Here is a 23694-nt window from a genome sequence, read left to right on the forward strand (position 1 = left end):
GTTAATTAGCCACAAGAGGTGTTTTTAATTTCTATTTATTTTGTTTATCCTTTTGATAATCTTTATCTTGGTTTTCACCTTTTTTAGGATTAAAGTTAGCTCCTTCAGTATAGTCATTACCTGCATTCCATAATAAGAATTCATTCACACCATTATCTTTTAAAGCTTGGACTTGATCAGATAATGCTTGTGCATCATATTCTTTATAATTTCCCTCTCCTAAATAAGAAGCAGTAAAGTCTTGAATCCAAGGTCTTGAAATTGGCTTTTTCTTACCTAATTCATCTAAAATACTATTTTCCTTTTGAATATATCTATTTACTGTTTTATATGGTTCTGTATCTGGCGCTTCTAATCCGAAATCACCCGGACTCCAATGAGACGGATAAATCATTGAAGAAATAGCGTCAACATTTTTAGAGATTTTAGGGAAACTTTGTCCAATTCCTGGCGCATTTTTTACTAGTGCAGAATAACCAAAAACATCTGCAGATATTTTAACTTTATACGGTTTTAATTCTTTATGTGCATATTCTAAGTAATTTGTGACCGTATCTACACTTTGGTCACCTTTACTTAATTTACTGTTTTTATAATCGCCTTTATCATAATCTAATTGATCTGCTTCATTTTCAAAACCTTCAGGGAATCTAACATAATCATATTGAATATCTTGGAATCCGGCTTTTGCGGCTGCTTTTGAAATGTTTACATTATATTTCCAAACATCTTTGACAAATGGGTTAACAAAACTTTCTCCTTTGCCATTTTGCCAAACTGAGCCGTCCTTTTCTTTAAATGACCACTCTGGGTGTTCTTTAGCTAATTTAGTATCTTTAAATGTGACTATACGAGCAATGGGATAAATATCATTATCTTTCAATTTTTTCAATAATGGTTTTGCTTCTGCAATATCCATCGTATTTTTATCTATCAATTTATTACCTGTATTAAATTTCATAGTGACATTACCTTCGTCATCTTTAACATCGATAACCATTGCATTTAATTTTGCATCTTTTACATATTTAATCAATTGATCTATTTTCTCACCTTGTGTTGAATTACTCGTAACATAAATACCTTTAACACCATCTTTAGGGTATGCTACTTTATTCTTTTGGTTTGCTGTTTGTTCTGATTTATTAGTATCTTTATTATCATTGTTGCCATTATTGCTACCATTACTACAACCTGCGATAATTATTGAACTTGCTGCTAATGTCACCCATAATTTTTTATGATTCATCCCTAAACCCCTTATGTGTATTAAAAAAGATTTCTTAACCATTTTATGTTTTTAAACAATATATTAAATTAAAGAAAACTTTTCTTAATTATATATTAGCACATTGCATCATTTAATTTGTATTTTACATACATAAATTATCGGAAATAATTGTTGGTTATTTAATAATCCATAATTTCTCTGGATATTGACGTTTAATCGCTTTTATTTTTTCGTGATTTTCTTTAGGAAAGTCCCATATGTACTTTAGAAATTCTATACTCATTGTTTTAGGATTCGCACCGACATTTTTATTGGTTACAACGTGTTTGATATATCTTTTAACTGCTCTCAACATACACTTTAATCGTGTTTCTTGTAACCAAATTATTGTATCAGCCTTACACACTCTCATTTCTAAAGTATCTGTATAGTTTCCATCAATAATCCATTTATTTAACATTATTATTTTCTGAATTTCACTAATAAATTGTTGTTGGCTTATAGTTGAAATTGAATTTTTCCAAAATATGTCATCTAAATGATAAAGTGGTAAATTCATTTGATGGCTAAGTAGATTGCTTAAAGTTGATTTACCAGTTCCTGGACTACCAATGATTAGTATTCTTCTACACATCATCCCCACCACCTTTACGAACATTATTATAAGTCGATTTTTTGACTTTATACTATTATATTGTAATTTTCTTGAAATTTATAAGTTGAATCGCTTGAGAATCAGATTAATTTTTATCATACTGTAGATGAAAGTTAAGTTAAGGAGTGGAAAGTATGAATAAAGAACAATTAGAAAAAATGAAGAACGGTAAAGGCTTTATTGCAGCATTAGACCAAAGTGGTGGTAGTACACCTAAAGCTTTAAAAGAATATGGTATTAATGAAGATGAATATAGCAATGATGATGAAATGTTCAAACTTGTTCATGATATGCGTACACGCGTTGTAACTTCACCATCATTCTCAGCTGATAAAATTTTAGGTGCGATTCTTTTCGAACAAACTATGGATCGTGAAGTTGAAGGTAAATATACTGGAGACTATTTAGCTGATAAAGGTGTTGTTCCTTTCTTAAAAGTAGATAAAGGTTTAGCTGAAGAACAAAACGGTGTTCAATTAATGAAACCAATTGACGATTTAGACGACACTTTAGATCGTGCTAATGAACGTCATATTTTCGGTACTAAAATGCGTTCAAACATTTTAGAATTAAATGAACAAGGTATCAAAGATGTTGTTGAACAACAATTTGAATTCGCTAAAAAAATTATCGCTAAAGGTTTAGTTCCAATTATTGAACCTGAAGTAAATATCAACGCTAAAGATAAAGCAGAAATTGAAAATGTCTTAAAAGATGAACTTAAAAAAGGTTTAGACAATTTAGACAGCGATCAATTAGTTATGCTTAAATTAACTATCCCAACTCAACCTAACTTATATAAAGAATTAGCTCAACATCCAAATGTTGTACGTGTTGTAGTATTATCAGGCGGTTACAGCAGAGATGAAGCTAATAAATTATTAAAAGACAACGAAGATCTTATCGCAAGCTTCTCTCGTGCATTAGCTAGTGACTTAAGAGCTAGTCAATCACAAGAAGAATTCGATAAAGCATTAGGTGACGCAGTAGATTCAATCTATGATGCTTCAGTTAATAAAAACTAATATATTAATATAGAAAAGACACGTGATTAAATCACGTGTCTTTTTTTATTCTTATCTATTATTTAGTTAGTTGTTCTAATTTTTCTTTAGTTTCTTTAATAATCGCATCAAATTTTTCTTTTTTCTCGTTATCATTCATTGCTTGTTGTGATGCTTCCATAAATAATTTAAACACTTCATGTAGTTGTTTACGTGCTGCTTTCATTCCTTCAAAATCAGCATTTTTAAATTGTTCCATTCGTTTCTTAAAGTCTTCATTTTCAGGATTTTCTTCTAAAAATTGAGTACCTTCATCAGTAATAGAATATACTTTTTTATTTCCTTCTTTATGAATAGATACAAAATCTCTATCTTCTAACATTTGTAATATTGGATATACTGAACCTGGGCTAGGTGCATAGAATCCATTGAATCTTCCTTCTAAATCTTTAATAATTTGATACCCGTGTCTTGGTTCTTCTTGTAACATTTGTAAAATGACATATTGAAGATTTCCTTTTTTAAAAAATCTATCTTTGCCATTCATTTGTCTAAAGCCACCAAACTGTCCTGGTCCTCTACCAGGTCCTCCATTCATACCAAATCCTTCAAATCTTCTCATATGACCGTTCATTCTATTTTCATTTCTATTAAACATATTAATCACCTTTCTCTATTTCGATATATCAGTATCATAAACGATATATCGAAATAAGTCAACGATATATCGTTATTTTTATAATTTAAAAAAACACTATGAGTAATTTAACTCATAGTGCCATTTATAACAGCTATATTATTATTCATCAGGAGGTGTTATATAGATATTTTCAGGATTCCCAAACATTGGTGTCCATTTTTCGATAGTATAATCTGATACTAACCCTTGTTTCCAAAATGGATCAGCTTTCAACAATTCCATTAATTGTGCTTCATTGTCTGCTTTGATTACCAGATAAGCTTTTTTTTGATGATCATCATTATTTTCAATAGGTCCTGAAAGTAATAAATCTCCTGATTCAACAAGTTGATATAGATATATTGCATGATCTCTCACATGTTGTTTCCAATGTTCTATATCGGTGTGTACAAATTTTACTAAATAATAGGCCATCTTGCGTCTCCTTTAGTTTGTTATTATATTTCTATAAATCCTCACCATTGGTTTCAATCACGTGTTTGTACCAATCAAATGAATCTTTCTTAGTACGATCAAGTGTACCATTACCTTCATTATCTCGATCAACATGTATTAAACCATAACGTTTTTTCATTTCTCCTGTTGTAAATGAAATGATATCAATAATCCCCCAAGGTGTATAACCCATTAAATCTACGCCATCTTGATCAACCGCTTCAATTGAGGCTTGAATATGTTCTTTTAAATAATTGATTCGATAATCATCATGTATTTCTCCATTTTCATCAAACTCATCCACAGCACCAAAACCGTTTTCTACAATGAATAATGGAATTTGATAACGATTGTATAATACATTTAATGTAAATCTAAGTCCAACTGGATCAATTGCCCAACCCCAATCACTTGTTTGAATGTAAGGATTTTCAACTGAATTAGGTAGTCCTCCATTAACGATATTATCTTCAACACTTGTGTCACTATCAGATTTAACAACAGTAGACATATAATAGCTAAATCCAATATAATCTACAGTACCTTCACGTAAAATTTGATCATCACCTTCTACCCAACCAATATCCATATTCTCACGTTCGAACATTTTTGTAGCATAACCTGGGTAATAACCTCTTACTTGAACATCTGGGAAGAAGAATCTTAATCTACCAGCAATTTCTGCTTCCATCATATCTTTAGGGTTGCAACTATATGGATAAATTGGAACATGAGAAATCATAGCACCAATTTCAAAATCAGGGTTAATTTCTTTACCAATTTTAACAGCTTTAGCGCTAGCAATAAGTTCATTATGTGCAACTTGATATAGCACTTCTTCTTTATTATCATCTTCTGAAAGTAATACTCCAGAATTCGTCCATAGGAAAATTGGATTATTTAAATCCATTTGGTTATTAATTTCATTAAAAGTCATCCAATATTTAACTTTATTTTTATAACGTTTAAATACAGTTTCTGCAAAATGAGCAAAGAAATCTGCTACTTTTCTATTTTTAAAACCACCATATTCTCTAGCTAAATGAAGTGGCATTTCAAAATGAGATAATGTAATAATTGGTTGAATATCGTATTTTAGTAATTCATCAAATAAATCATCATAGAATTTCAAACCTTCTTCATTTGGTTCTACTTCATCGCCATTAGGGAATATTCTTGTCCACGCAATAGAAGTACGAAGACATTTCAATCCCATTTCACTAAATAATTTCACATCTTCTTTATAACGATGATAAAAATCGATACCTTCATGATTTGGATAATATTTATTAGGATCAACATCTTGTGTAATTTCACGTGCTTTACCATGTTCACCAGCTGTCATGACATCAATAACACTAAGACCTTTTCCACCTTGATCATATCCACCTTCAAATTGGTTGGCTGCTAACGCGCCACCCCATAGAAAATCTTTTGGTAATTTAGACATTTATAAAACCTCATTTCTCTATTTATTGGTTTTATTATAACAATTTATTTTTCAAATTTTCGATAAAATAAACAAAAAACTCAACCAAAGTGTTCGTTCAACTTTGGTTGAGTTATTCTATCTATTACTATTCGTAATAACCTAATTTTAGATCTTTTGAAGTTTGTTTACGGATTTTTCTCATTAATTGTTCATCTTCAATTAATGATTCACCGTATGAAGGAATCATTTTTTTGATTAATGGTTTCCATTCATCAGCATATTCAGCGAAGTTCTTTTCAAGTACTTCTAATGCTACTGATACTGAAGTTGATGCCCCTGGTGATTCACCTAATAATGCAATTACTGAGTGATCTTCAGAGTTTACTACTTCTGTACCAAATTGGATATAACCTTTACCGTGTTCTTTAGTATCTTTGATTACTTGAACACGTTTACCTGCTGTATAAACTTGCCAATCTTCATCACGTGCTTCTGGATAGAACGTACGTAAGTGGTTCATACAACCTTCTTTAGTCATAATCACTTGGTCGAATGAATATTTAATTAATGGTAAGTTTTTAACAGCAGATGCTAATAATGTTGTAATATTGTATGGTTTAACTGATTTGAATAAATCTAAGTTTGAACCGTTTTTAAGGAATTTAGGACCTACATTCGCAAATGGTCCAAATAACAATGTTCTTTCACCATCAATATAACGTGTATCTAAGTGAGGTACAGTCATTGGTGGTGTGCCTGGTGGTTCTTTACCATAAACTTTGGCATCGTGTTGTTTAATCACTTCTGGATTTGTACAAGCGATAAATTGTCCACTAATTGGGAACCCACCTAAATGTTTACTTTCAGGGATACCAGTTTTTTGTAATAGTGGAATTGCTCCGCCACCGGCACCAATAAATACATAGTCAGTTTCTTGTTCAAAAACTTCACCAGTGTTACGGTTTTTAATTTTAACTGACCATTTACCATTAGATAAACGTTCAAAATCAATGATTTCATGATTATAATGAACATCTACATTGTCAGTTTCTTGAAGGTGTTGAGCCATTTTACGAGTTAATTCACCGTAGTTAACATCTGTACCTTCATTAATTTTACTTGCTGCCATGTAGCTACCATCATCTTGACGGCCTTTCATCATTAATGGAATCCACTTTCTCATTACATCAATATCTTCTGTGTATTCGATATTATCGAACATTGGGAAAGCTTTCATTTTTTCATAACGGTCTTTTAAGAACTTAACGTTATTTTTACCTCTTACAAAGCTAATATGAGGTAATGGGTTAATGAATGCACGTGGATCTTCAATGTTTCCAGTTTTAACTAAATGACCCCAAAATTGTTTAGAAATCTCAAATTGTTCGTTGATTTCTTTTGCTTTTTCAATATCAATTGAACCATCAGGTTGTTGAACAGTATAGTTCAATTCACAAAGTGCGGCGTGACCTGTACCAGCATTGTTACGTTCATTAGAACTTTCAATACCAGGACGGTCTAAACGTTCATATAAATGAATATTCCAGTCTGGCGCAATTTCTTTTAGCATTGAACCGAATGTTGTACTAAGTACACCGGCACCAATTAAAATTACGTCTTTTTTGTCAGACTTTGCCATTTTGTTCACCTCTCCAATATAATAAATACTTACACCAGTCCACTAAAACTGTATTTTCAATCAAAGCTCAATACAATTTTTCTAACAATCCATCTCGCAAACTAGTCTTCTATTATTATGTTAAATCAAGCTATCGGAAAAGTAAATTATTATTCTTTATAATAATAGAAATTGGTTTTGTTTATGATTATATTTTATTCACAAAAGCATGCAAATCTATATATTACTTTACTTCATTTCATAATAGTTTTAACTTTTAGTCTTTCTGTTGTAAAAACCTTTCGATATAAAATGCCGATTCTTCTATCGATTTGTATTCTGTATTAATCACAATAGCATTTAATTTATTAAATATTTCTTCAGCGTAGGACAGTTCCTTCTTAATTCTTTCTAAACTATTGTAAGTTGATGTTTTAGAAATACCTAAAGCTTCTGCACGATTTTTTCTAATATTGGCAATATAATTAGGGCTTGCTGTTAATCCAAATACTTTTAAATTTTTATGTTGAAATACACTTTCAGGAATTGTAACTTCAGGTACTAATGGTATATTAGCAATTTTGTAACCTTTATTAGCTAAATACATACTTAACGGTGTTTTAGACGTTCTGGAAACACCGACAATTAATGCGTCCGCTTCTCCAATATCAGTAAAATGTTTACCGTCATCGTACTTCACAGAATACTCTATAGCTTCTATTCTATTAAAGTATTCTGTATTCATCTTACGTAACGCGCCACTTTCCATTAAAGGCGTATATGTCGTATGTTTTTCAATCATCGTAATTAATTCTGACATATAGTCTATATATGATAATTGATGTTCGTTCGCGTATTGATGTCCTAATGCATTAAATGATTCATTAACTAATGTTGTAACAACAATGGCATTTTTTTCACGTGCCAATTCTAATACGTTAAGAAACTCCATCTCATCTTTAATATAAGGAAATTTCTTAATTTCTATTTGTGTTAAATCTGGAAATTGAGTTAGCGTTGCATGAATCATTCGCTGAGCTGTTTCCCCTATTGAATCAGAAACAATATAAATCGTTAATTCTTGTTCATTATGTTCTTTCACCTTATCTCTCACTTTCTTCAGCTTGACTCTGAGCTGTAGCTAAGATTGCCCCAGGCACGCGGAATGGAGAACATGAAACATAATCAATAGATAACTGATTAAAACGATGAATTGATTTAGCATCGCCACCTAATTCTCCACAAACTCCAATTTTAATAGACGGATTGACTTGTTTAGCATTTGTTACGGCTAAGTTAATCAATTGACCTACACCATCATTATCTAATGTTTGGAATGGATCAAGCTGTAATATGTTATTTTCAGTATACACGTTTATAAATTTACCTGCATCATCTCTTGAGAAACCATATGTCAATTGTGTTAAATCGTTAGTTCCAAAGCTAAAGAAATCACAATGTTGTGCTAATTGGCCAGCAATCAGGCATGCTCTTGGTGTTTCAATCATTGTGCCAATTAAATATGGTACTTTGCTATTCGTTTCATTCTCTAAATCATTGATTGTTGTAATTAATTGTTTTTTTAGTGTCGTAAATTCCTCTACTGTAGAAACTAGTGGAATCATAATCTCAGGTTGGGATTCTATTTCTTGTTGTTGAAGGTTAAATACACTACTCATAATTGCTTCTACTTGCATCTCATATAATTCAGGATAAGTGACTGCCAAACGACATCCTCTATGACCTAACATTGGATTGACTTCATTCAAATCATTGATTCTTCTTTTTAAGTAATCAGTTGAGACATCTAATTGTTTGGCTACAATTTGAACATCCTCCTCTGAAGCTGGTAAAAATTCATGTAATGGTGGATCGAGTAAACGTACAATTGTTGGACGACCATCCGATAATTTAAAAATAGATTCAAAATCTTCTATTTGATATGTTTTAATTTTGTTTAATGCTTCAACACGTTCTTCATAATTTGACGCTAAAATAAATCTTCGCATTTCTACTAGTCGTTCAGCTCCAAAGAACATGTGCTCTGTTCTTACTAAACCAATACCTTTAGCATTAAATTCATACCCAGATTTAATATCTTGAGGAGTTTCAGCATTCATGCGTACTTGTAATCTAGCCGTTTCTTCAGACCACTGCATAAACTGTTCAAATTCATCACTATGTTCTGCACTTACTGTTTCAATTTCCCCTAGATATAAATCACCTGCACTACCATCTACGGATACAATATCTCCTTCACGTAAAACATCTCCATTAGGATAATTTACAGTTTTATTCACTGTATCTATCTCTACATCAGAACATCCAGTAACACAACATTTTCCCATACCTCTTGCAACGACTGCTGCATGAGATGTCATTCCACCATGAGTTGTTACTATAGCTTCACTAGCTACCATTCCTTCTATATCCTCTGGAGATGTTTCAGGTCTCATTAAAATCACCTTATTACCACTTTCTGCTTGTTCTTTAGCTTCCTCCGCAGAAAATACGAGTTGACCAGTAGCAGCCCCTGGACTGGCTGGAAGTCCCATTTTAGAAATTACAGTTGCCTGCTTTAATGATTCTTCTTTAAAGTTTGGATGTAAAAGTGTTTCAATTGATTTAACATCTACTTGAGTTACAGCTTCTTCTTTAGATATAAGACCTTCATTAACTAAATCAACTGCAACTTTTATTGCTGCTCGTGCTGTACGTTTACCATTACGTGTTTGAAGTAAGTATAGTTGTCCATTTTCAATAGTAAATTCAATATCTTGTAAGTCTTTATAATGTGTTTCTAATTGCTTTGTTACTTCGACAAAATTTTTATGTACATCAGGCATTTGGTCTTTTAATGTATTAATATCTTGTGGCGTACGTATACCTGCCACTACATCTTCACCTTGTGCGTTTAATAAGTACTCACCGAACAATTTATTTTCTCCAGTAACTGGATTCCTAGTAAACGCCACACCAGTACCGCTTTGTTCTCCACTATTACCAAACACCATTTCCTGTATATTTACAGCTGTACCTATGTCATGAGGAATATCATTCAAATCTCTATAGACACGTGCACGATCATTGTCCCAAGATTTAAATACTGCTTCAATTGCTTCTTTTAATTGCTTATAAGGATCTTGAGGAAATGGTTTACTACCATACTCCATATAAATATCTTTATACTTTTCACATATATGTTTTAATCCATCGGCAGTAATATCTGCATCTGACTCAAATTGATGTTTCTTCTTATAGTTATCAAAATATGTATCAAATCGATTCATTGGTACGCCGTATACAACGTCCCCAAACATTTGTAGTAAACGACGATAACAATCATATGCAAATCTGGCGTCATTAGTTTTATTTGCAAGTTTTTCAACGTTTTCGTCATTTAATCCTAAATTTAAAATCGTATCCATCATCCCAGGCATCGATATTTTTGCACCACTACGCACTGATACAAGTAATAAGTCTTCTTGAGATGAAAATGACTTACCTGTTCGATTTGAAAATGCGTTTAAATGTTCTTGTAATTGTGATGTCACATTATCAGATAACTGTCCACCTTGTTTCAAATAGTCAATACATGCTGCAGTTGTAATAGTAAAACCATCTGGAACTGGTAATCCTAACCGTTTCATTTCAGATAAATTCGCACCTTTACCTCCAAGTAAATCTTTCATAGTCTTATTACCTTCATCAAATGCATAAATTAATTTTTCCATAAATAAGCACCTCTCTTAATATGTCATACTAATCATTTTAGAGTATGTCATATTAAGCTAAAAAAGACAAGATTTATATGTAAACGTTTTCTATTAGTTAATAATATTGTCATAATTTGGTTATAAAACATTCTTAAATTAGAACTGTTTAAATATTAATATTATTTTGGTTAAATGTGTCATACTAATATCTATTAAAAAAGACACCACTTTAATTAAAGCGGTGTCTAATATACTTATTTATTCATGTTGTTGATTATATTTTTCAATTTCTGCATCTCTTAATTCTACACGTCTAATTTTACCTGAATTAGTTTTAGGTAAATCTTCTACAAATTCAATAGAACGAGGATACTTGTATGGTGCAACTTCATTTTTCGTAAATGTTTGAAGTTCTTTAATTAATTCTTCAGTTCCTTCATATCCATTTTGAAGAATAATAAATGCTTTTACAATATTACCTCTCAATTCATGAGGGCTTGCAACGACAGCACATTCTTTGACAGCTGGATGATTTGTTAAAGCATCTTCAACTTCAAATGGTCCAATCGTATAGCCAGAGCTAATGATAATGTCATCTTTACGACCTTCAAACCAGAAATAACCATCTTCATCTTGGTGTGCTAAATCTCCAGTAACATAGTAATCGCCTAATCTTGCTGAAGCAGTTCGTTCTGGTTCTTTATAGTAACCTTTAAACAGTGCAGGTAAGTCTAATGGGACTGCAATATTACCTTTAACATTGGCTTCTACTTCATTACCATCGTCATCAATAATTGTTGTATAACTTCCTGGTATAGATTTACCCATTGCTCCAGGTCGAGGTGCTGTATCTTTCAGGAATCCAATTAATAATGTACTTTCTGTTTGACCATATCCATCTCTAACAATAATATCAAAATATTTTTTAAACTGTTCTACAACTTCTCTATTTAATGGTTCACCTGCAGAAACTGCACTATGCAAATGTTCTAAATTATATTCATCAAGATTTTGTAGTTTAGCCATCATACGATACTCTGTAGGTGTACAGCATAGGACGTTAATTTGATAATCTTGTAATAATTCTAGATATGTTTCTGGTTTAAAACGACCATTATAAACAAATGCTGTTGCTCCAGAACCTAAAGTTGATAAGAAAGGACTCCATACCCATTTTTGCCATCCAGGTGCAGCAGTTGCCCAAACTAAATCATCTTCTTTAATACATAACCAATGTTTAGGTGCCATTTGTAGGTGGGCATAACCCCAACCATGTGAATGAGTAACTGCTTTTGGGTTTCCTGTAGTGCCTGATGTATAAGATAATATAGCAACATCTTCACGAGATGTGTCTGCTGCTTCAAGTTCATCACTAACATTTGCTTTTTCTTCCTCAATCGAAATCCAATCTTCGTGTGTATCACCAACGATAAATTTAGTAAGGCTTTGATATTCTTTTAATCCTTCAAATTCCTTAATAAATTTTCCAAATGAAATAACCGCATCAATTTCTCCATGACTTACACGATATTGTAAGTCTTTTGTACGTAACATTTCAGAACTTGGAATAATGGCAATACCTAATTTTAAAGCTGCAATGTATAATTCATAGGTAGCAATAGCTCTTGGCATCATAATTAAAACTTTGTCACCATATTTCAAACCATGCTTTTTAAATATATTACCTACTTTATTAGCATTTTTTATTAATTCCTGATAAGTCACTTCTATATGATCATGTTCTGAATCACGATAAATGATTGCTTTTTTAGATGCGTCTGAAGCATATTGTTCGATTGCAGATGTAATATTGTATTTTTCTGGTGCTAGTAAATCAGTTTTTTCCATTATATTACTCCCTTTCCTTAACATTCACTATTATATTATCAAATGTATAATCTCATTGATATATTTTACTCTTTAGTATCTATCTACTAAACTAAAATGATCTTTTATAATAAAAAAAGGACGGATCCGAAATAGCATTTACATAAAATGATTTCTGTCCGCCCTTCTATGATTTAAAATATATCTTCATAATCTAGCATTTGTTTTTTCAAATCTTCTAATTCTATTCTAATGTTATATGACAAATCACGATTCACAATTTGATTATCAACGCCTTGTTTAGTACCTCGTTTACGATGTGTTTGTGCGTATTCTGATGAATTTTGCCAGTCATAAAACGCTTGTCTCGATTCCCATAATGTAACAATAATATAATGTCTATGATTTGTTCGAGGTTTAAGGAAGCGCAATGCTTTAAACCCTGGTACATCTTGAAGGTGTTTTTGACGTGATAAGAATTTATCTTCAAATTGGTCTTCTTTATCTTCATTTACAAATAAATGATTGAGCACACAAAATGTATCATTTGATAATTGATTAATTGATTCTAAAATATCATAATATTGTGCATCATTATTTTTCTTAATCATAAATTCATCATTAGATTCATTCATTTTATACGTTTTATAATAATCATTTAGTAACATATTAGTTCCTTCATTCTAATTCATTTTACGTTTAAATATTTTGTTCATATATTGAAAGTGATCTTTTAACTATTTCTAGTATTTCATCATCTAAATTTGTTATTTGTTTAAAATAATTTAAAATATTCTTCGCTAATTTTTCTTCTTTTGGAAATTGTACATCTTTATCAACCCAAGCGGCTAGTTCTCCTAGAGGTGTTTGGTCTCCAGTAAATCCTTGTATAAACTCATAAAACGTCACTAAATTACCTCTTCTTACTTAATATATTAATGATATCACGAATTAGTAAATAAAACACCAATCAAAATTAAATAGTCTAATATATTTTTCTATTTGCAAAATAATGACGAAATTAATTAGTTCGTTTTTATATCATAAATTTCTCTTTAATACATTAGTTATTAATGTCTCGTTCATCAGTTTGCTTAATGATTTAAACAACGTTAAATATAAGTTTAAACATGGGTTTGATAAGTTAAAATATTAAAACTTATAAGCGCAATAGTCATATGTATGAGTAGCCCGCCAGTACTAATAGCAACATAGCACATAAGAGTGCTGTTAGACTGACGGGCATACTTATTATTTTAATTTACATATTTTAATCTGTAACTTATAGTCATCTATCTTAATTTAAATAGTCTAATACAACAGTACCTACTGCTTCAGCAGCAACTAACATAGATGATTCACTAATATTAAATTTAGGGTGATGGTGTGGATATACTTCGCCATCTTCTGGTGCTGCTCCTGAATAAATAAATGTACTTGGTAGTTCTACTGCATAAAATGCAAAGTCTTCAGAAGGTGGTTGTGCTTCACATTCTTCAACACCTTGAATGTCTGTTCCTTCTGCATTTTTAATTGTTTCAGCTACATAAGATGTGAATTCTGGATTGTTATATAATGCAGGGTAATCTTTGTTAAATTCGAAATCACATTTTACGCCAAATGAAGCTTCTAATCCTTCAACAAGATGTGTTAATTCTTTTTGAATTGTATCTCTTGTATCATCGGTAAGCGCACGCACGTCACCTTCAATTTCGATAGTGTCTTTAATCACATTGAATTGACCTTTACCATCGAAAGAACCAATTGTAACGACACCAGTTTCAAATGGACTTAAACGTCTAGATACAACTGTTTGTGCAGTTGTTACAAAGTTAGATCCTGCCACAATTGCGTCATTTGCCATGTGAGGTGATGAACCGTGACCGCCTCTACCATGAACTGTTAATCTAAAGTAAGCACGACCTGTTTGTACAAATTCTGGTTTGTAAAAAATTTTCCCAGCTTCCATCGTACTCATAACGTGAACACCTAATACATGGTCAACACCATCAAGCACACCATCTTTAATCATACCTTGCGCGCCACCTGGAGGCATTTCTTCAGCTGGTTGATGAATGACAATTACTTTACCGCTAAATTGATCTTTCATTTCAATTAATGTTTCGGCTAAAATAAGCATGTAAGCTGTATGTGCATCATGTCCACACGCATGCATAACACCATCATTTTTAGATGCAAATGATAATCCTGTTTCTTCTTTAATAGGTAGGGCATCAAAATCTGCACGAATTGCTAATGTTTTGCCAGGTTTACCACTATCGATAGTTACTTTGACACCATTTGGTCCCACATTTGTTTCCAATTTACAATCTTTATCTTTATAAAAGTCAGCAATATATTTTGGTGTTTCTTCTTCATGGAAGGATAATTCTGGATGTTGGTGAAGATGTCTTCTAATTTCTATCATTCGATCTTCTTTTTCGCGTAATTTTTCAACTAAAGTATTACTCATAAAATCCTCTCCTTTATCTATACATCTACATTATAATATGTTATTCCCGTTTATTGTTGTGTCACACTTTTATTGACTAAAAATGACATAAATTTAGAAAAAAATCACTCCAATATGAGCATTGTCATATTGAAGTGATTGAAATCATATAATTAATTAGTGCTTATAAAATGGATCGTTTTCTTTAGCGCCTGCCATTTCATCATGTACACCATGTTTATAATAATCTACATATTGAGGTTCTAAAGGTTTTCTACCTCGAATAATATCTGCAGCTTTTTCAGCTAACATAAGTACTGGTGCATGGATATTACCGTTAGTTGTTCTAGGCATAGCAGAAGCATCTACGACACGTAAATTTTCCATACCATGTACTTTCATAGTAAGTGGATCAACAACTGCCATTGGATCTGATGCTGGTCCCATTTTAGCACTACATGATGGATGTAATGCAGTTTCTCCGTCTTTACGCACCCAATCTAAAATTTCTTCATCTGTTTGTACAGAAGGTCCAGGTGAAATTTCTCCTGCATTAAATGGATCCATCGCTTTTTGAGATAAGATATTTCTTGCAACTCGAATAGCTTCTACCCATTCACGTTCGTCTTCTTTAGTTGAAAGATAATTAAATACTATACTTGGCTTTTCAAATGGATCTTTAGATTTAATTTTTAAGCTACCGCGTGAATTAGAGTACATAGGTCCAACGTGTACTTGATAACCGTGCGCTACTGGTGCTTTTTGACCATCATAGCGAACTGCGATTGGCAAGAAGTGGAACATTAAGTTAGGATAGTCTACTTCGTTATTTGAACGTACAAATCCTCCACCTTCAAAGTGGTTAGAAGCTGCTGCACCTTTTCGAGCAAAAATCCATTGCAATCCAATAAATGGCATACGTTTTACATCTAAACTAGGTTGTAAAGATACCGGTTCTTTACATTCATGTTGGATATACACTTCTAAATGGTCTTCGAAGTTCTCTCCAACGCCAGGTAAATGAACTCTAGGTTCAATACCTTTAGATTTTAAGAATTCTGAATCACCAATTCCAGATAATTGTAGCAATTGTGGTGTATTAAATGCGCCACCTGATAAAATAACTTCTTTGGCATTGATTGTTCTTTCTTTGCCGTTTTTCTTATAAGTCACACCTGTAGCTCTTCTACCATCAAAGTTAATTTTTGTTACGAATGCTCTTGTTTCTACATCTAAATTTTTACGTCTCATTGCAGGTCGTAAATATGCTCTTGATGCAGACATACGGCGTCCGTGATGAACTTGGCTATCAAATGGTCCGAAACCTTCTTGTCGGAATCCGTTTACGTCTGGTGTTTTATGATATCCTGCTTCAACCCCAGCATCAAAGAATGATTTGAATAATGGATTCGTTGCAGGACCTCGTTTTAATTTAATTGGTCCATCATGACCTCTGTATTTATCATAAGGCGCTGATCCATATGCTGTTTCTAACTTTTTAAAGTATGGTAAGCAATGTGCGAAATCCCAAGTTTCCATACCTTCTGGTTCTGCCCAACCTTCATAATCCATTGGGTTACCTCTTTGGAAGATCATTCCGTTAATTGAACTTGAACCACCTAACACTTTACCTCGTGCATGGTCAACTTTACGTCCCATGTGCGGTTCTTCTTCAGTTTGGTAAATCCAATCATATAAAGGATTTCCTGAAGGGAACATTAATGCTGCTGGCATTTGAATAAATAAATCCCAGAAATAGTCACTGCGTCCCGCTTCTAATACTAATACATTTTTATCTTTATCTTCACTTAGTCGTGCACCTAAAACTGAACCTGCACTACCTCCGCCAATGATAATATAATCATATGAATCATGTTTTCTACTCATCACAAATAACCTCCGAAATTAATTTTTTTAGTTTTTATATTCATCTCTTTCATAGTTATCTTGAATCGTTCTTACATATGTAAGAGGCCGAATGACCTATTAAGTAATAGCGCATCATTCAAACCTCTGAATAATTGTTATGTTTTATTTACTAAAGAAGTTAACTGGTTCTGGGTTTGTATTAGTTAAGATATGTTTAGTAGATAAATACTCTTCTAGGCCTTCTTTACCAAGTTCTCTACCAATACCTGATTGTTTATATCCACCCCATGGTGCTTGTGCAAAGTAAGGATGGAAATCGTTAATCCAAACTGTACCTAATTTCAATTTATTAGCTACACGTTGTGCTTTACCAATATCTTTACTAAATACAGCGCCTGCTAATCCATATATTGAATCGTTAGCTAAACGAATTGCTTCTGCTTCATCTGCAAATCCTTCAACAGTAACAACTGGTCCAAATACTTCTTCTTGCACTATACGCATAGATGTATCGCAATCTGTAATTACCGTAGGCTCGAAGAATAATCCATCTTGTAAATCTTTTCTTTCAGGACGTTTGCCACCTATAGCAATTGTTGCACCTTCATCTTTTGCAATTTGCATATAATTTTCAATTTTATCTCTATGTTCTTGAGAAATAACTGGTCCCATTTCAGTATCATCATCAAAGCCATTACCTAATTTAATTTTACTAACGCGATCTATAAGTGCTTTTTCAAATTTTTCTTTGATATCGTTGTGAACTAAAATTCTAGAACCCGCTGAGCATACTTGACCAGCGTGGAAGTAACCACCATTTAATGCTTGGTCTACTGCTAATTCAAAGTCAGCATCATCAAAAATAACATTAGGGTTCTTACCACCAAGTTCTAAAGCTACATTAGTTACGTGGTCTGCAGCCTGTTTCATGATATGTTTACCTGTTTTAATGCCACCTGTAAATGACACTAAATCTACTTCTTCGTGACCTGACATGACGTCACCAATTTCAGCACCTGAACCTAATACTAAGTTAATTGTACCTTTAGGAAATCCTACTTCTTCCATTAGTTCAAAGACACGAATTGTTGTTAAAGGCGTAATTTCACTTGGTTTCATTACTAATGAACAACCTGTTGCTAAGGCCGGTGCGATTTTCCAAGATGCTTGTAATAAAGGATAATTCCATGGTGTGATTTGAGTCACTACGCCTACTGGTTCTTTAACAACTTTACTTTCTGAATTTGGAATTGGCGTATTGATGATTTCTCCGCCATCTTTATCTGCTAAACCAGCAAAATACATAAATACATTATGGATGTCATCCATATCTGCGTATGACTCTTCCAATGTTTTACCAGTATCTAATGTTTCTAATTTAGCTAATTCGTCACGATGTTCTTTAATTTTATCTGCAATCGCTCTGACTTTTTGACCTCTGACTTCACCTGTTTCTGAAGATAACTCGCCATCTTCAAATGATCTTCTTGCAGCTAAAATTGCTCGTTCTACATCTTCTTTTGTACCTTCAGCTACTGTAAAAATAACTTCTTGATTATATGGATTAATAATCTCTCTCGTATTTTTATTTGAGCTGTCTACCCATTCACCATCAATATATTGGCGATTAGACAAGTCCTTTACAAGTTCCATCAAATGACCTCCGTTAAGTTTGTTAAATTTTTATTTAACGAATTTTACAGAATTATGTTAGCATAGAAATTGAAAATATGTCAATTTATCAAAAAGGTCTGGAGAATAAAGTATCACTCCTATTCTTAATAGGTTAGTGATACTTACGCATTAGCTTTAGCTAAGGTGTACCTTTTTAATCTCAGCAGATTCGAATTGGTGAGAAACAAAGAAATGGTAAAGAACTTCTTTTCATATATTCATCAATAAATAATGATAATATATAGTCGTTTTTCATCTCTTTAAAATAAAATATATAAAATGTTGGCATATAAAAAATGAAATCATGTTAAATTTGTTGTGATACGTGGTAAAATAAAATAATTATTATTGGAGGTACAGTCATGACACAATCGAATAACTACTCATCTCAAGTCGAGCAAGCCAAAGACTTGGTCATTAATTCCATTGGAGAAACTATGGATTTATATGGAATTAATCGTAGTGTCGGCAACCTTTACGGTATCATGGTGTTTGAAGGAAGTATGACACTTGATGAAATGCGACAACAACTATAAATGAGTAAACCTAGCATGAGTGCAGGGGTTAAAAAATTACAAGAATATGATATCGTCAAACAACAATTTACAAGAGGTAGTAGAAAGCAACACTTTATCGCTGAAAAAGATTTCTTCACTTTCTTTCGTAATTTCTTCACTAAAAAATGGGAAAGAGAAATTGACACTAATATGGAAGCTGTTAAAGATGCGGAAACACTTCTAAAACCGCTACTGGATAACAACGATTTAACTGATGAAGAACGTCAAGACATTAATAAAGTCAAAGCACAACTCGACCATTCAAAGGTTTATTACGAGTGGTTAGCTCAGCTTAGCGAAGCCTTAGAAACCGGTGAAATATTTAAATACTTCCCTATTCCAGAACATAATGATGATAAATAAAAATCAGCCTGGGACATAAATCAATGTCTCAGGCTACAATTATATATAGGCAGTAGTTGACTGATAAAGTAATTCTTTTTCTTTAGAAATTAGAATTACTTATGCATGAGTGTTAACTCATGTAATCCTTAGTGGAACACCTTAGCTAAAGCTAATGTGTAAGTATCACTAAACTATTAAAATAGTAGTGACACTTTATTTTTCAACTCTAGTCAACCTTGCCGGGGTGGGACAACGATAAAGAAATACTTTTTCTTTAGAAATTAGTATTTCTTAAGCATGAGTTCAACTCATGTGTTCCATTAATGTACACCTTAGCTAAAGCTAATGTGTAAGTACTACTAACCTAATAAAATTAGGAGTAGTGCTTTATATTTCTGTCCCGCTCCCATTTTCTTATTCTATAAATTATCGTCTTGTTCTTCTTCTCTAACTTGAACAATCCTCAATGAGCGTCTTTCTATTTCTTTATGTTTTTCAGCACGCGTTTGTAACTTGATACGATCGTTACCTAGAGTAATCAAGAATGAAATCATCATAAATATAAATATAACTATCAGCGGTACACTGGCTAATATGGAAGCTGTTTTTAGAACTTCTAATGCTCGCTCCCCGCCTACTAACATTAATGAGAATGGTAATAGACATAATGCAAATGCCCAAAATAAACGATTGGCTCTTAATGGTTCGCCGATTACTTTTTTCTGAGATGCAGCAGCTAAAATATATGATCCTGAATCAAATGTTGTTGCTAAGAATAAGAATGCTGATACTAGGAATAGAACAATAATCAGCGATGGGAATGGTAGTTGATGCATCACTTCAATAATTGTCGACTCTGTACTGTGATGATTTAAAAAATCTACTACGTTAAATTGTCCTGAAATTTGTAAATAAACAGCATAATTACCAAAAATACCGAAGAATAGAACACAACCTAAGGTACCATATAACATTGTACCTAGTACTACTTCTTTTAATGTTCTACCTTTTGAAATTCGAGCAATAAATAACCCTATAAATGGTGCATAAACTAACCACCATGACCAATAGAAAATAGTCCAATCTTGTGGGAAATGAGACTCTTTACGGTGCCCTATTCCTCCAAATGGTTCAACCCAAGTTGCCATATGGAAAAAGTCATTAATCATATTCCCTAATCCAGTAACTGTTGTTTCCATAATAAATATTGTTGGTCCTACGATGAATACAAATGCTAATAGTAGGAACGATAACCAAACGTTGACGTCACTTAATTTTTGAATACCTTTTTTCAGTCCAGTATAAGAGCTAACTGCAAAGACAACAGTAATCGTCAAGAGAATGATTGAACGCATAATCATGTTATGACCATCAAGTCCTGTAAGTCTTTCAATACCTGCTGAAATCATAGGCACACCTAATGCTAAGGATGTTGCCGCGCCGCCTAATAATCCAAAGATAAATAGGATATCAACTACTTTACCGACAAATTTGTCAGTTTGGCCTTTTAAAATTGGACGGCATGCTTGGCTAATTTTATAAATTGGTTGTTTTTTTACAAATACTAAATAACCAATTGGTAATGCTGGTAGCACATAAATTGCCCACGCTATTGGTCCCCAATGGAACATGCCATATTGGGTTGCGTATTGGAGAGCCTCATCAGACATACCTTTAGCGCCGTTTGGTGGCACTTGATAATAGAATGCCCATTCAATGACACCCCAATATAAAATATCTGAACCTATTCCTGCACAGAATAACATTGCTGCCCAAGTGAAAGTATTAAATTCTGGTTTATCAGTTGCTTTACCTAAGGTAACATTACCGTACTTGCCAAATGCTATGTATAATACGAAACAAAATATAACTAAACCTAAAAACAAATAAACAGAACCAATGGAATTTGAAATAGCACTATTGATATCTGTAATAATTGTTTCACTTGCTTTCGGGAAAACCATCATAGGTATAACAGCTATAAGTAATACTACGACTACACCTATAAAGGTCGTCCAGTCCATAACTTTTTCCTTTTTCAATCGTGATCCCCCTAATACTAAATGATTTATGAATCTTGATGTTCTAAAAGTTACACGCTCAAAATTATTCGATTCACAAAATTGACAATAACGAACATTTAATAATAATGCAAATTACATACAAACAATAACAACAGTCAAATTGAATATTTATATAATTTCCGTCATATAATTCATCACTATTAATTGTCGTGACAACAGTGTTAAGTTTAGATTTAACGTATTGAACAAACTTTACTTTAGTTTAATATTGAATTTTTATACGAAATAAAAGAATATTTATTTATTTCAAATAAAAAAACTATCTTTCATACGAATGATGAAAGATAGTTGCTTTATTTATATATTTGTTAATAACCTAATAAGAATTTTAATGCAAAACCAATGATGATAGATACGACAATGACAAAGAATCCTGGAATGATGAAACTAGTTGGTCTTGTTCTACCTGTCTCATCTAATTCAACTGCAAACAATAATGTTGGTTGTGCAGGAATTACAAAGTTAACATTAAGTGTTTGGATCATTGCGACAAAATAAATAGGCGGAATACCTAAACTCATAACGATAGGTACCATTATAGATGCAGTCGCAGTTTGAGAAATAACAATCATCGCAACAACTGAAACTAAAATAATAACTAACCAGGGTGTATTACTAATTGTTGCACCAATATCTTGTTTTAATATTTTCAAGTTATTCGGTGCATTAAATATAGTTGCACCTAACCAACCTGGTCCTAATACAGCAAATAAAGCACCAAATGCTGACTGTGTAATATGAGAAGTTAAAATGTCAGAAGTGTTAATTTTGGCTAGTAATAAGTTTGTTGCTGCACTTAAATACATAAAGAATTGAACAATATCAGTCATTTCAACATTAACGGTTTTACCGTTCACATTAAATGATGGCATCAAATTTGGAAAAATGCCGAATGTTAAAATACACAATACACACAATAAGAATGCTAGCACGCCAAATTTAACCTTTTTAGAAAATTGACTTTGCAACGTTTCTTCAGGTAACTCAACTAACTTATGTGATGGTATTGGTTCTTTTTTACCGACAAACGTACAAAATACACTTAATAAAAGCATACTCAATATAGCAGTAGGTAATACGATACTTAAATATTTACCCATTGAAATTTCATAACCTGCTAATACAGAAATGATGTATGCTGTAGCTGATGCAGCTGGACTACATAAAAGTGCTAAATTAGCTGTCAAAACTGATGCAGTTAAAGCCTTTTTAGGCTGTATATGGGCTTTTTGAGCGGTCTTTGCAATAATTGGTTCTAATGATAAAGCAATATTTGCAGTACCTATACCAAAAACAAAGATAAATACAATCATAGGTGCGATAAAAATGATTGATTTAGGAAATCTTTCGATAACTTTTGATGCAATATATACTAGATAATCAATACCTCCAGTAGCTTGTAACGTACCTCCTGCTATACCTATTGAAAGTATAATCAATACTGCAGTTACTGGTGCTGAACCTGGTGGCAATTGAAACCCGAAGATCATAATAAGTTGGGCTACGATGGCAAAGATTCCACAGCCAAGCGCGCCAGCTGTTCTTAAACCGAGTAGCACTGCTAAAATCATAATGATGATTTCTATTATAAATAGTAGCAATTCATGAACCCCTAATCTTTATTGAAGTTAAATTTTGGAACATTAATATTTTATCACTTTAATATGTGATAAGTATATATTTTCATATTTGATTATAAAATCAAAATCATGTTTTTGTATGTATAAAATATCTATCAGAACTGTTGTATCAATGGTTTTAATACAGTCAAAAATTAGTAACAATTGAGAAAATACATAATTTTAGTGTCTAGGACATAAAATTTTTGGACAAGTGAAAAAGTTTTTTAATATAACATGACATATAAATACGTAGTATTTATGGCGAGCCTCCTGAGGGAACAGTACTAGTTGAAGACCTTAGAAATTCTCACAGATTTATCTGTGTAGTATTTCTGGCTGAAACTGTACCCTAGGAAGGGACCATACACAGAGAAACTGATTAAATCAGTTTCTACAAGCAAAGCAAGTTGGGCATAGCGAAGCCATAAAATACGAAGTATTGGATATAAAGAAAGCACTAAAATGATTAAAAT

17 protein-coding genes and 1 pseudogene are annotated in these 23694 nt (G+C 32.4%); 2 read left to right on the top strand and 16 right to left on the bottom strand.

All coding sequences use genetic code 11. The features are described from left to right. Positions 1-31: 31 nt before the first annotated feature. Positions 32-1249, bottom strand: coding sequence for a putative glycoside hydrolase (locus LFT63_RS08000; protein WP_340768641.1), 1218 nt, complete (start codon positions 1247-1249; stop codon positions 32-34). A gap of 157 nt (positions 1250-1406) precedes the next feature. Beyond that, entirely contained in the window at positions 1407-1865 is a 459-nt protein-coding gene (locus tag LFT63_RS08005; RefSeq protein ID WP_029055942.1) for a topology modulation protein, read from the bottom strand. Positions 1866-2020: 155 nt separating this feature from the next. On the opposite strand from LFT63_RS08005, the gene LFT63_RS08010 reads away from it, so the two are divergent. Further along, positions 2021-2911: a fructose bisphosphate aldolase gene (locus LFT63_RS08010; protein ID WP_017636636.1), complete on the top strand. Its 891-nt coding sequence runs from the start codon at positions 2021-2023 to the stop codon at positions 2909-2911. Between the two features lie 58 nt (positions 2912-2969). Here LFT63_RS08010 and LFT63_RS08015 read toward each other — a convergent pair whose 3' ends face one another. The 12 genes from LFT63_RS08015 to betB form a co-directional block, all read right to left on the bottom strand. Continuing rightward, positions 2970-3548 carry a PadR family transcriptional regulator gene (locus tag LFT63_RS08015; protein WP_046466965.1) on the bottom strand — a complete coding sequence of 193 codons (579 nt, stop codon included), beginning with the start codon at positions 3546-3548 and terminating at the stop codon, positions 2970-2972. Between the two features lie 141 nt (positions 3549-3689). Next, a complete protein-coding gene (locus LFT63_RS08020) occupies positions 3690-4004 on the bottom strand; it encodes a YciI family protein (protein WP_340768643.1) in 315 nt (104 codons plus the stop codon). Between the two features lie 31 nt (positions 4005-4035). Continuing rightward, positions 4036-5475, bottom strand: a complete 1440-nt coding sequence (locus LFT63_RS08025; RefSeq protein ID WP_117239221.1) for a 6-phospho-beta-glucosidase — start codon at positions 5473-5475, stop codon at positions 4036-4038. Between the two features lie 127 nt (positions 5476-5602). Further along, entirely contained in the window at positions 5603-7096 is a 1494-nt protein-coding gene (gene lqo, locus LFT63_RS08030; RefSeq protein ID WP_017636644.1) for an L-lactate dehydrogenase (quinone), read from the bottom strand. Between the two features lie 256 nt (positions 7097-7352). Continuing rightward, positions 7353-8177 (bottom strand): pyruvate, water dikinase regulatory protein, encoded by an 825-nt coding sequence (locus LFT63_RS08035; RefSeq protein WP_029055938.1) that lies wholly within the window; start codon positions 8175-8177, stop codon positions 7353-7355. 1 nt (position 8178) lies between these two features. Then, a complete protein-coding gene (ppdK, locus tag LFT63_RS08040) occupies positions 8179-10809 on the bottom strand; it encodes a pyruvate, phosphate dikinase (RefSeq protein WP_029055937.1) in 2631 nt (876 codons plus the stop codon). 240 nt (positions 10810-11049) lie between these two features. Continuing rightward, a complete protein-coding gene (gene mbcS, locus LFT63_RS08045; protein ID WP_029055936.1) occupies positions 11050-12639 on the bottom strand; it encodes an acyl-CoA synthetase MbcS in 1590 nt (529 codons plus the stop codon). Between the two features lie 173 nt (positions 12640-12812). Further along, positions 12813-13286, bottom strand: coding sequence for an antibiotic biosynthesis monooxygenase family protein (locus tag LFT63_RS08050; protein WP_340768649.1), 474 nt, complete (start codon positions 13284-13286; stop codon positions 12813-12815). A 31-nt stretch (positions 13287-13317) separates the two neighbouring features. After that, complete coding sequence (locus LFT63_RS08055) at positions 13318-13527, bottom strand: YozE family protein (RefSeq protein WP_017636649.1); 210 nt, start codon at positions 13525-13527, stop codon at positions 13318-13320. Positions 13528-13915: 388 nt separating this feature from the next. Beyond that, on the bottom strand, positions 13916-15091 hold the full coding sequence (locus tag LFT63_RS08060; protein WP_029055935.1) for an amidohydrolase: 1176 nt from the start codon (positions 15089-15091) through the stop codon (positions 13916-13918). A gap of 156 nt (positions 15092-15247) precedes the next feature. Then, positions 15248-16957 carry a choline dehydrogenase gene (gene betA, locus LFT63_RS08065; protein ID WP_017636651.1) on the bottom strand — a complete coding sequence of 570 codons (1710 nt, stop codon included), beginning with the start codon at positions 16955-16957 and terminating at the stop codon, positions 15248-15250. Between the two features lie 144 nt (positions 16958-17101). After that, positions 17102-18592: a betaine-aldehyde dehydrogenase gene (gene betB / locus LFT63_RS08070; RefSeq protein ID WP_029055934.1), complete on the bottom strand. Its 1491-nt coding sequence runs from the start codon at positions 18590-18592 to the stop codon at positions 17102-17104. A gap of 383 nt (positions 18593-18975) precedes the next feature. On the opposite strand from betB, the pseudogene cudC reads away from it, so the two are divergent. Further along, a pseudogene (cudC, locus tag LFT63_RS08075) lies at positions 18976-19533 on the top strand (choline uptake/conversion transcriptional regulator CudC). Positions 19534-19934: 401 nt separating this feature from the next. On the opposite strand, the gene LFT63_RS08080 reads toward cudC, so the two are convergent. Beyond that, positions 19935-21557: a BCCT family transporter gene (locus tag LFT63_RS08080; protein WP_017636654.1), complete on the bottom strand. Its 1623-nt coding sequence runs from the start codon at positions 21555-21557 to the stop codon at positions 19935-19937. Between the two features lie 350 nt (positions 21558-21907). Next, positions 21908-23200: an anaerobic C4-dicarboxylate transporter family protein gene (locus LFT63_RS08085; RefSeq protein WP_017636655.1), complete on the bottom strand. Its 1293-nt coding sequence runs from the start codon at positions 23198-23200 to the stop codon at positions 21908-21910. Positions 23201-23694 lie beyond the last annotated feature (494 nt).

The sequence above is a fragment of the Staphylococcus sp. FSL H8-0121 genome (assembly GCF_038008425.1).
Classification (GTDB): Bacteria; Bacillota; Bacilli; order Staphylococcales; family Staphylococcaceae; genus Staphylococcus; species Staphylococcus pasteuri.

What these genes read in the sequence shown, in the direction of transcription:
- ppdK (WP_029055937.1), bottom strand. Translation starts at nt 10,809, where the DNA reads ATGGAAAAATTAATTTATGCATTTGATGAAGGTAATAAGACTATGAAA.
- LFT63_RS08020 (WP_340768643.1), bottom strand. Translation starts at nt 4,004, where the DNA reads ATGGCCTATTATTTAGTAAAATTTGTACACACCGATATAGAACATTGG.
- LFT63_RS08060 (WP_029055935.1), bottom strand. Translation starts at nt 15,091, where the DNA reads ATGAGTAATACTTTAGTTGAAAAATTACGCGAAAAAGAAGATCGAATG.
- betA (WP_017636651.1), bottom strand. Translation starts at nt 16,957, where the DNA reads ATGAGTAGAAAACATGATTCATATGATTATATTATCATTGGCGGAGGT.
- LFT63_RS08010 (WP_017636636.1), top strand. Translation starts at nt 2,021, where the DNA reads ATGAATAAAGAACAATTAGAAAAAATGAAGAACGGTAAAGGCTTTATT.
- betB (WP_029055934.1), bottom strand. Translation starts at nt 18,592, where the DNA reads ATGGAACTTGTAAAGGACTTGTCTAATCGCCAATATATTGATGGTGAA.
- lqo (WP_017636644.1), bottom strand. Translation starts at nt 7,096, where the DNA reads ATGGCAAAGTCTGACAAAAAAGACGTAATTTTAATTGGTGCCGGTGTA.
- LFT63_RS08005 (WP_029055942.1), bottom strand. Translation starts at nt 1,865, where the DNA reads ATGTGTAGAAGAATACTAATCATTGGTAGTCCAGGAACTGGTAAATCA.
- LFT63_RS08015 (WP_046466965.1), bottom strand. Translation starts at nt 3,548, where the DNA reads ATGTTTAATAGAAATGAAAATAGAATGAACGGTCATATGAGAAGATTT.
- LFT63_RS08025 (WP_117239221.1), bottom strand. Translation starts at nt 5,475, where the DNA reads ATGTCTAAATTACCAAAAGATTTTCTATGGGGTGGCGCGTTAGCAGCC.
- mbcS (WP_029055936.1), bottom strand. Translation starts at nt 12,639, where the DNA reads ATGGAAAAAACTGATTTACTAGCACCAGAAAAATACAATATTACATCT.
- LFT63_RS08050 (WP_340768649.1), bottom strand. Translation starts at nt 13,286, where the DNA reads ATGTTACTAAATGATTATTATAAAACGTATAAAATGAATGAATCTAAT.
- LFT63_RS08000 (WP_340768641.1), bottom strand. Translation starts at nt 1,249, where the DNA reads ATGAATCATAAAAAATTATGGGTGACATTAGCAGCAAGTTCAATAATT.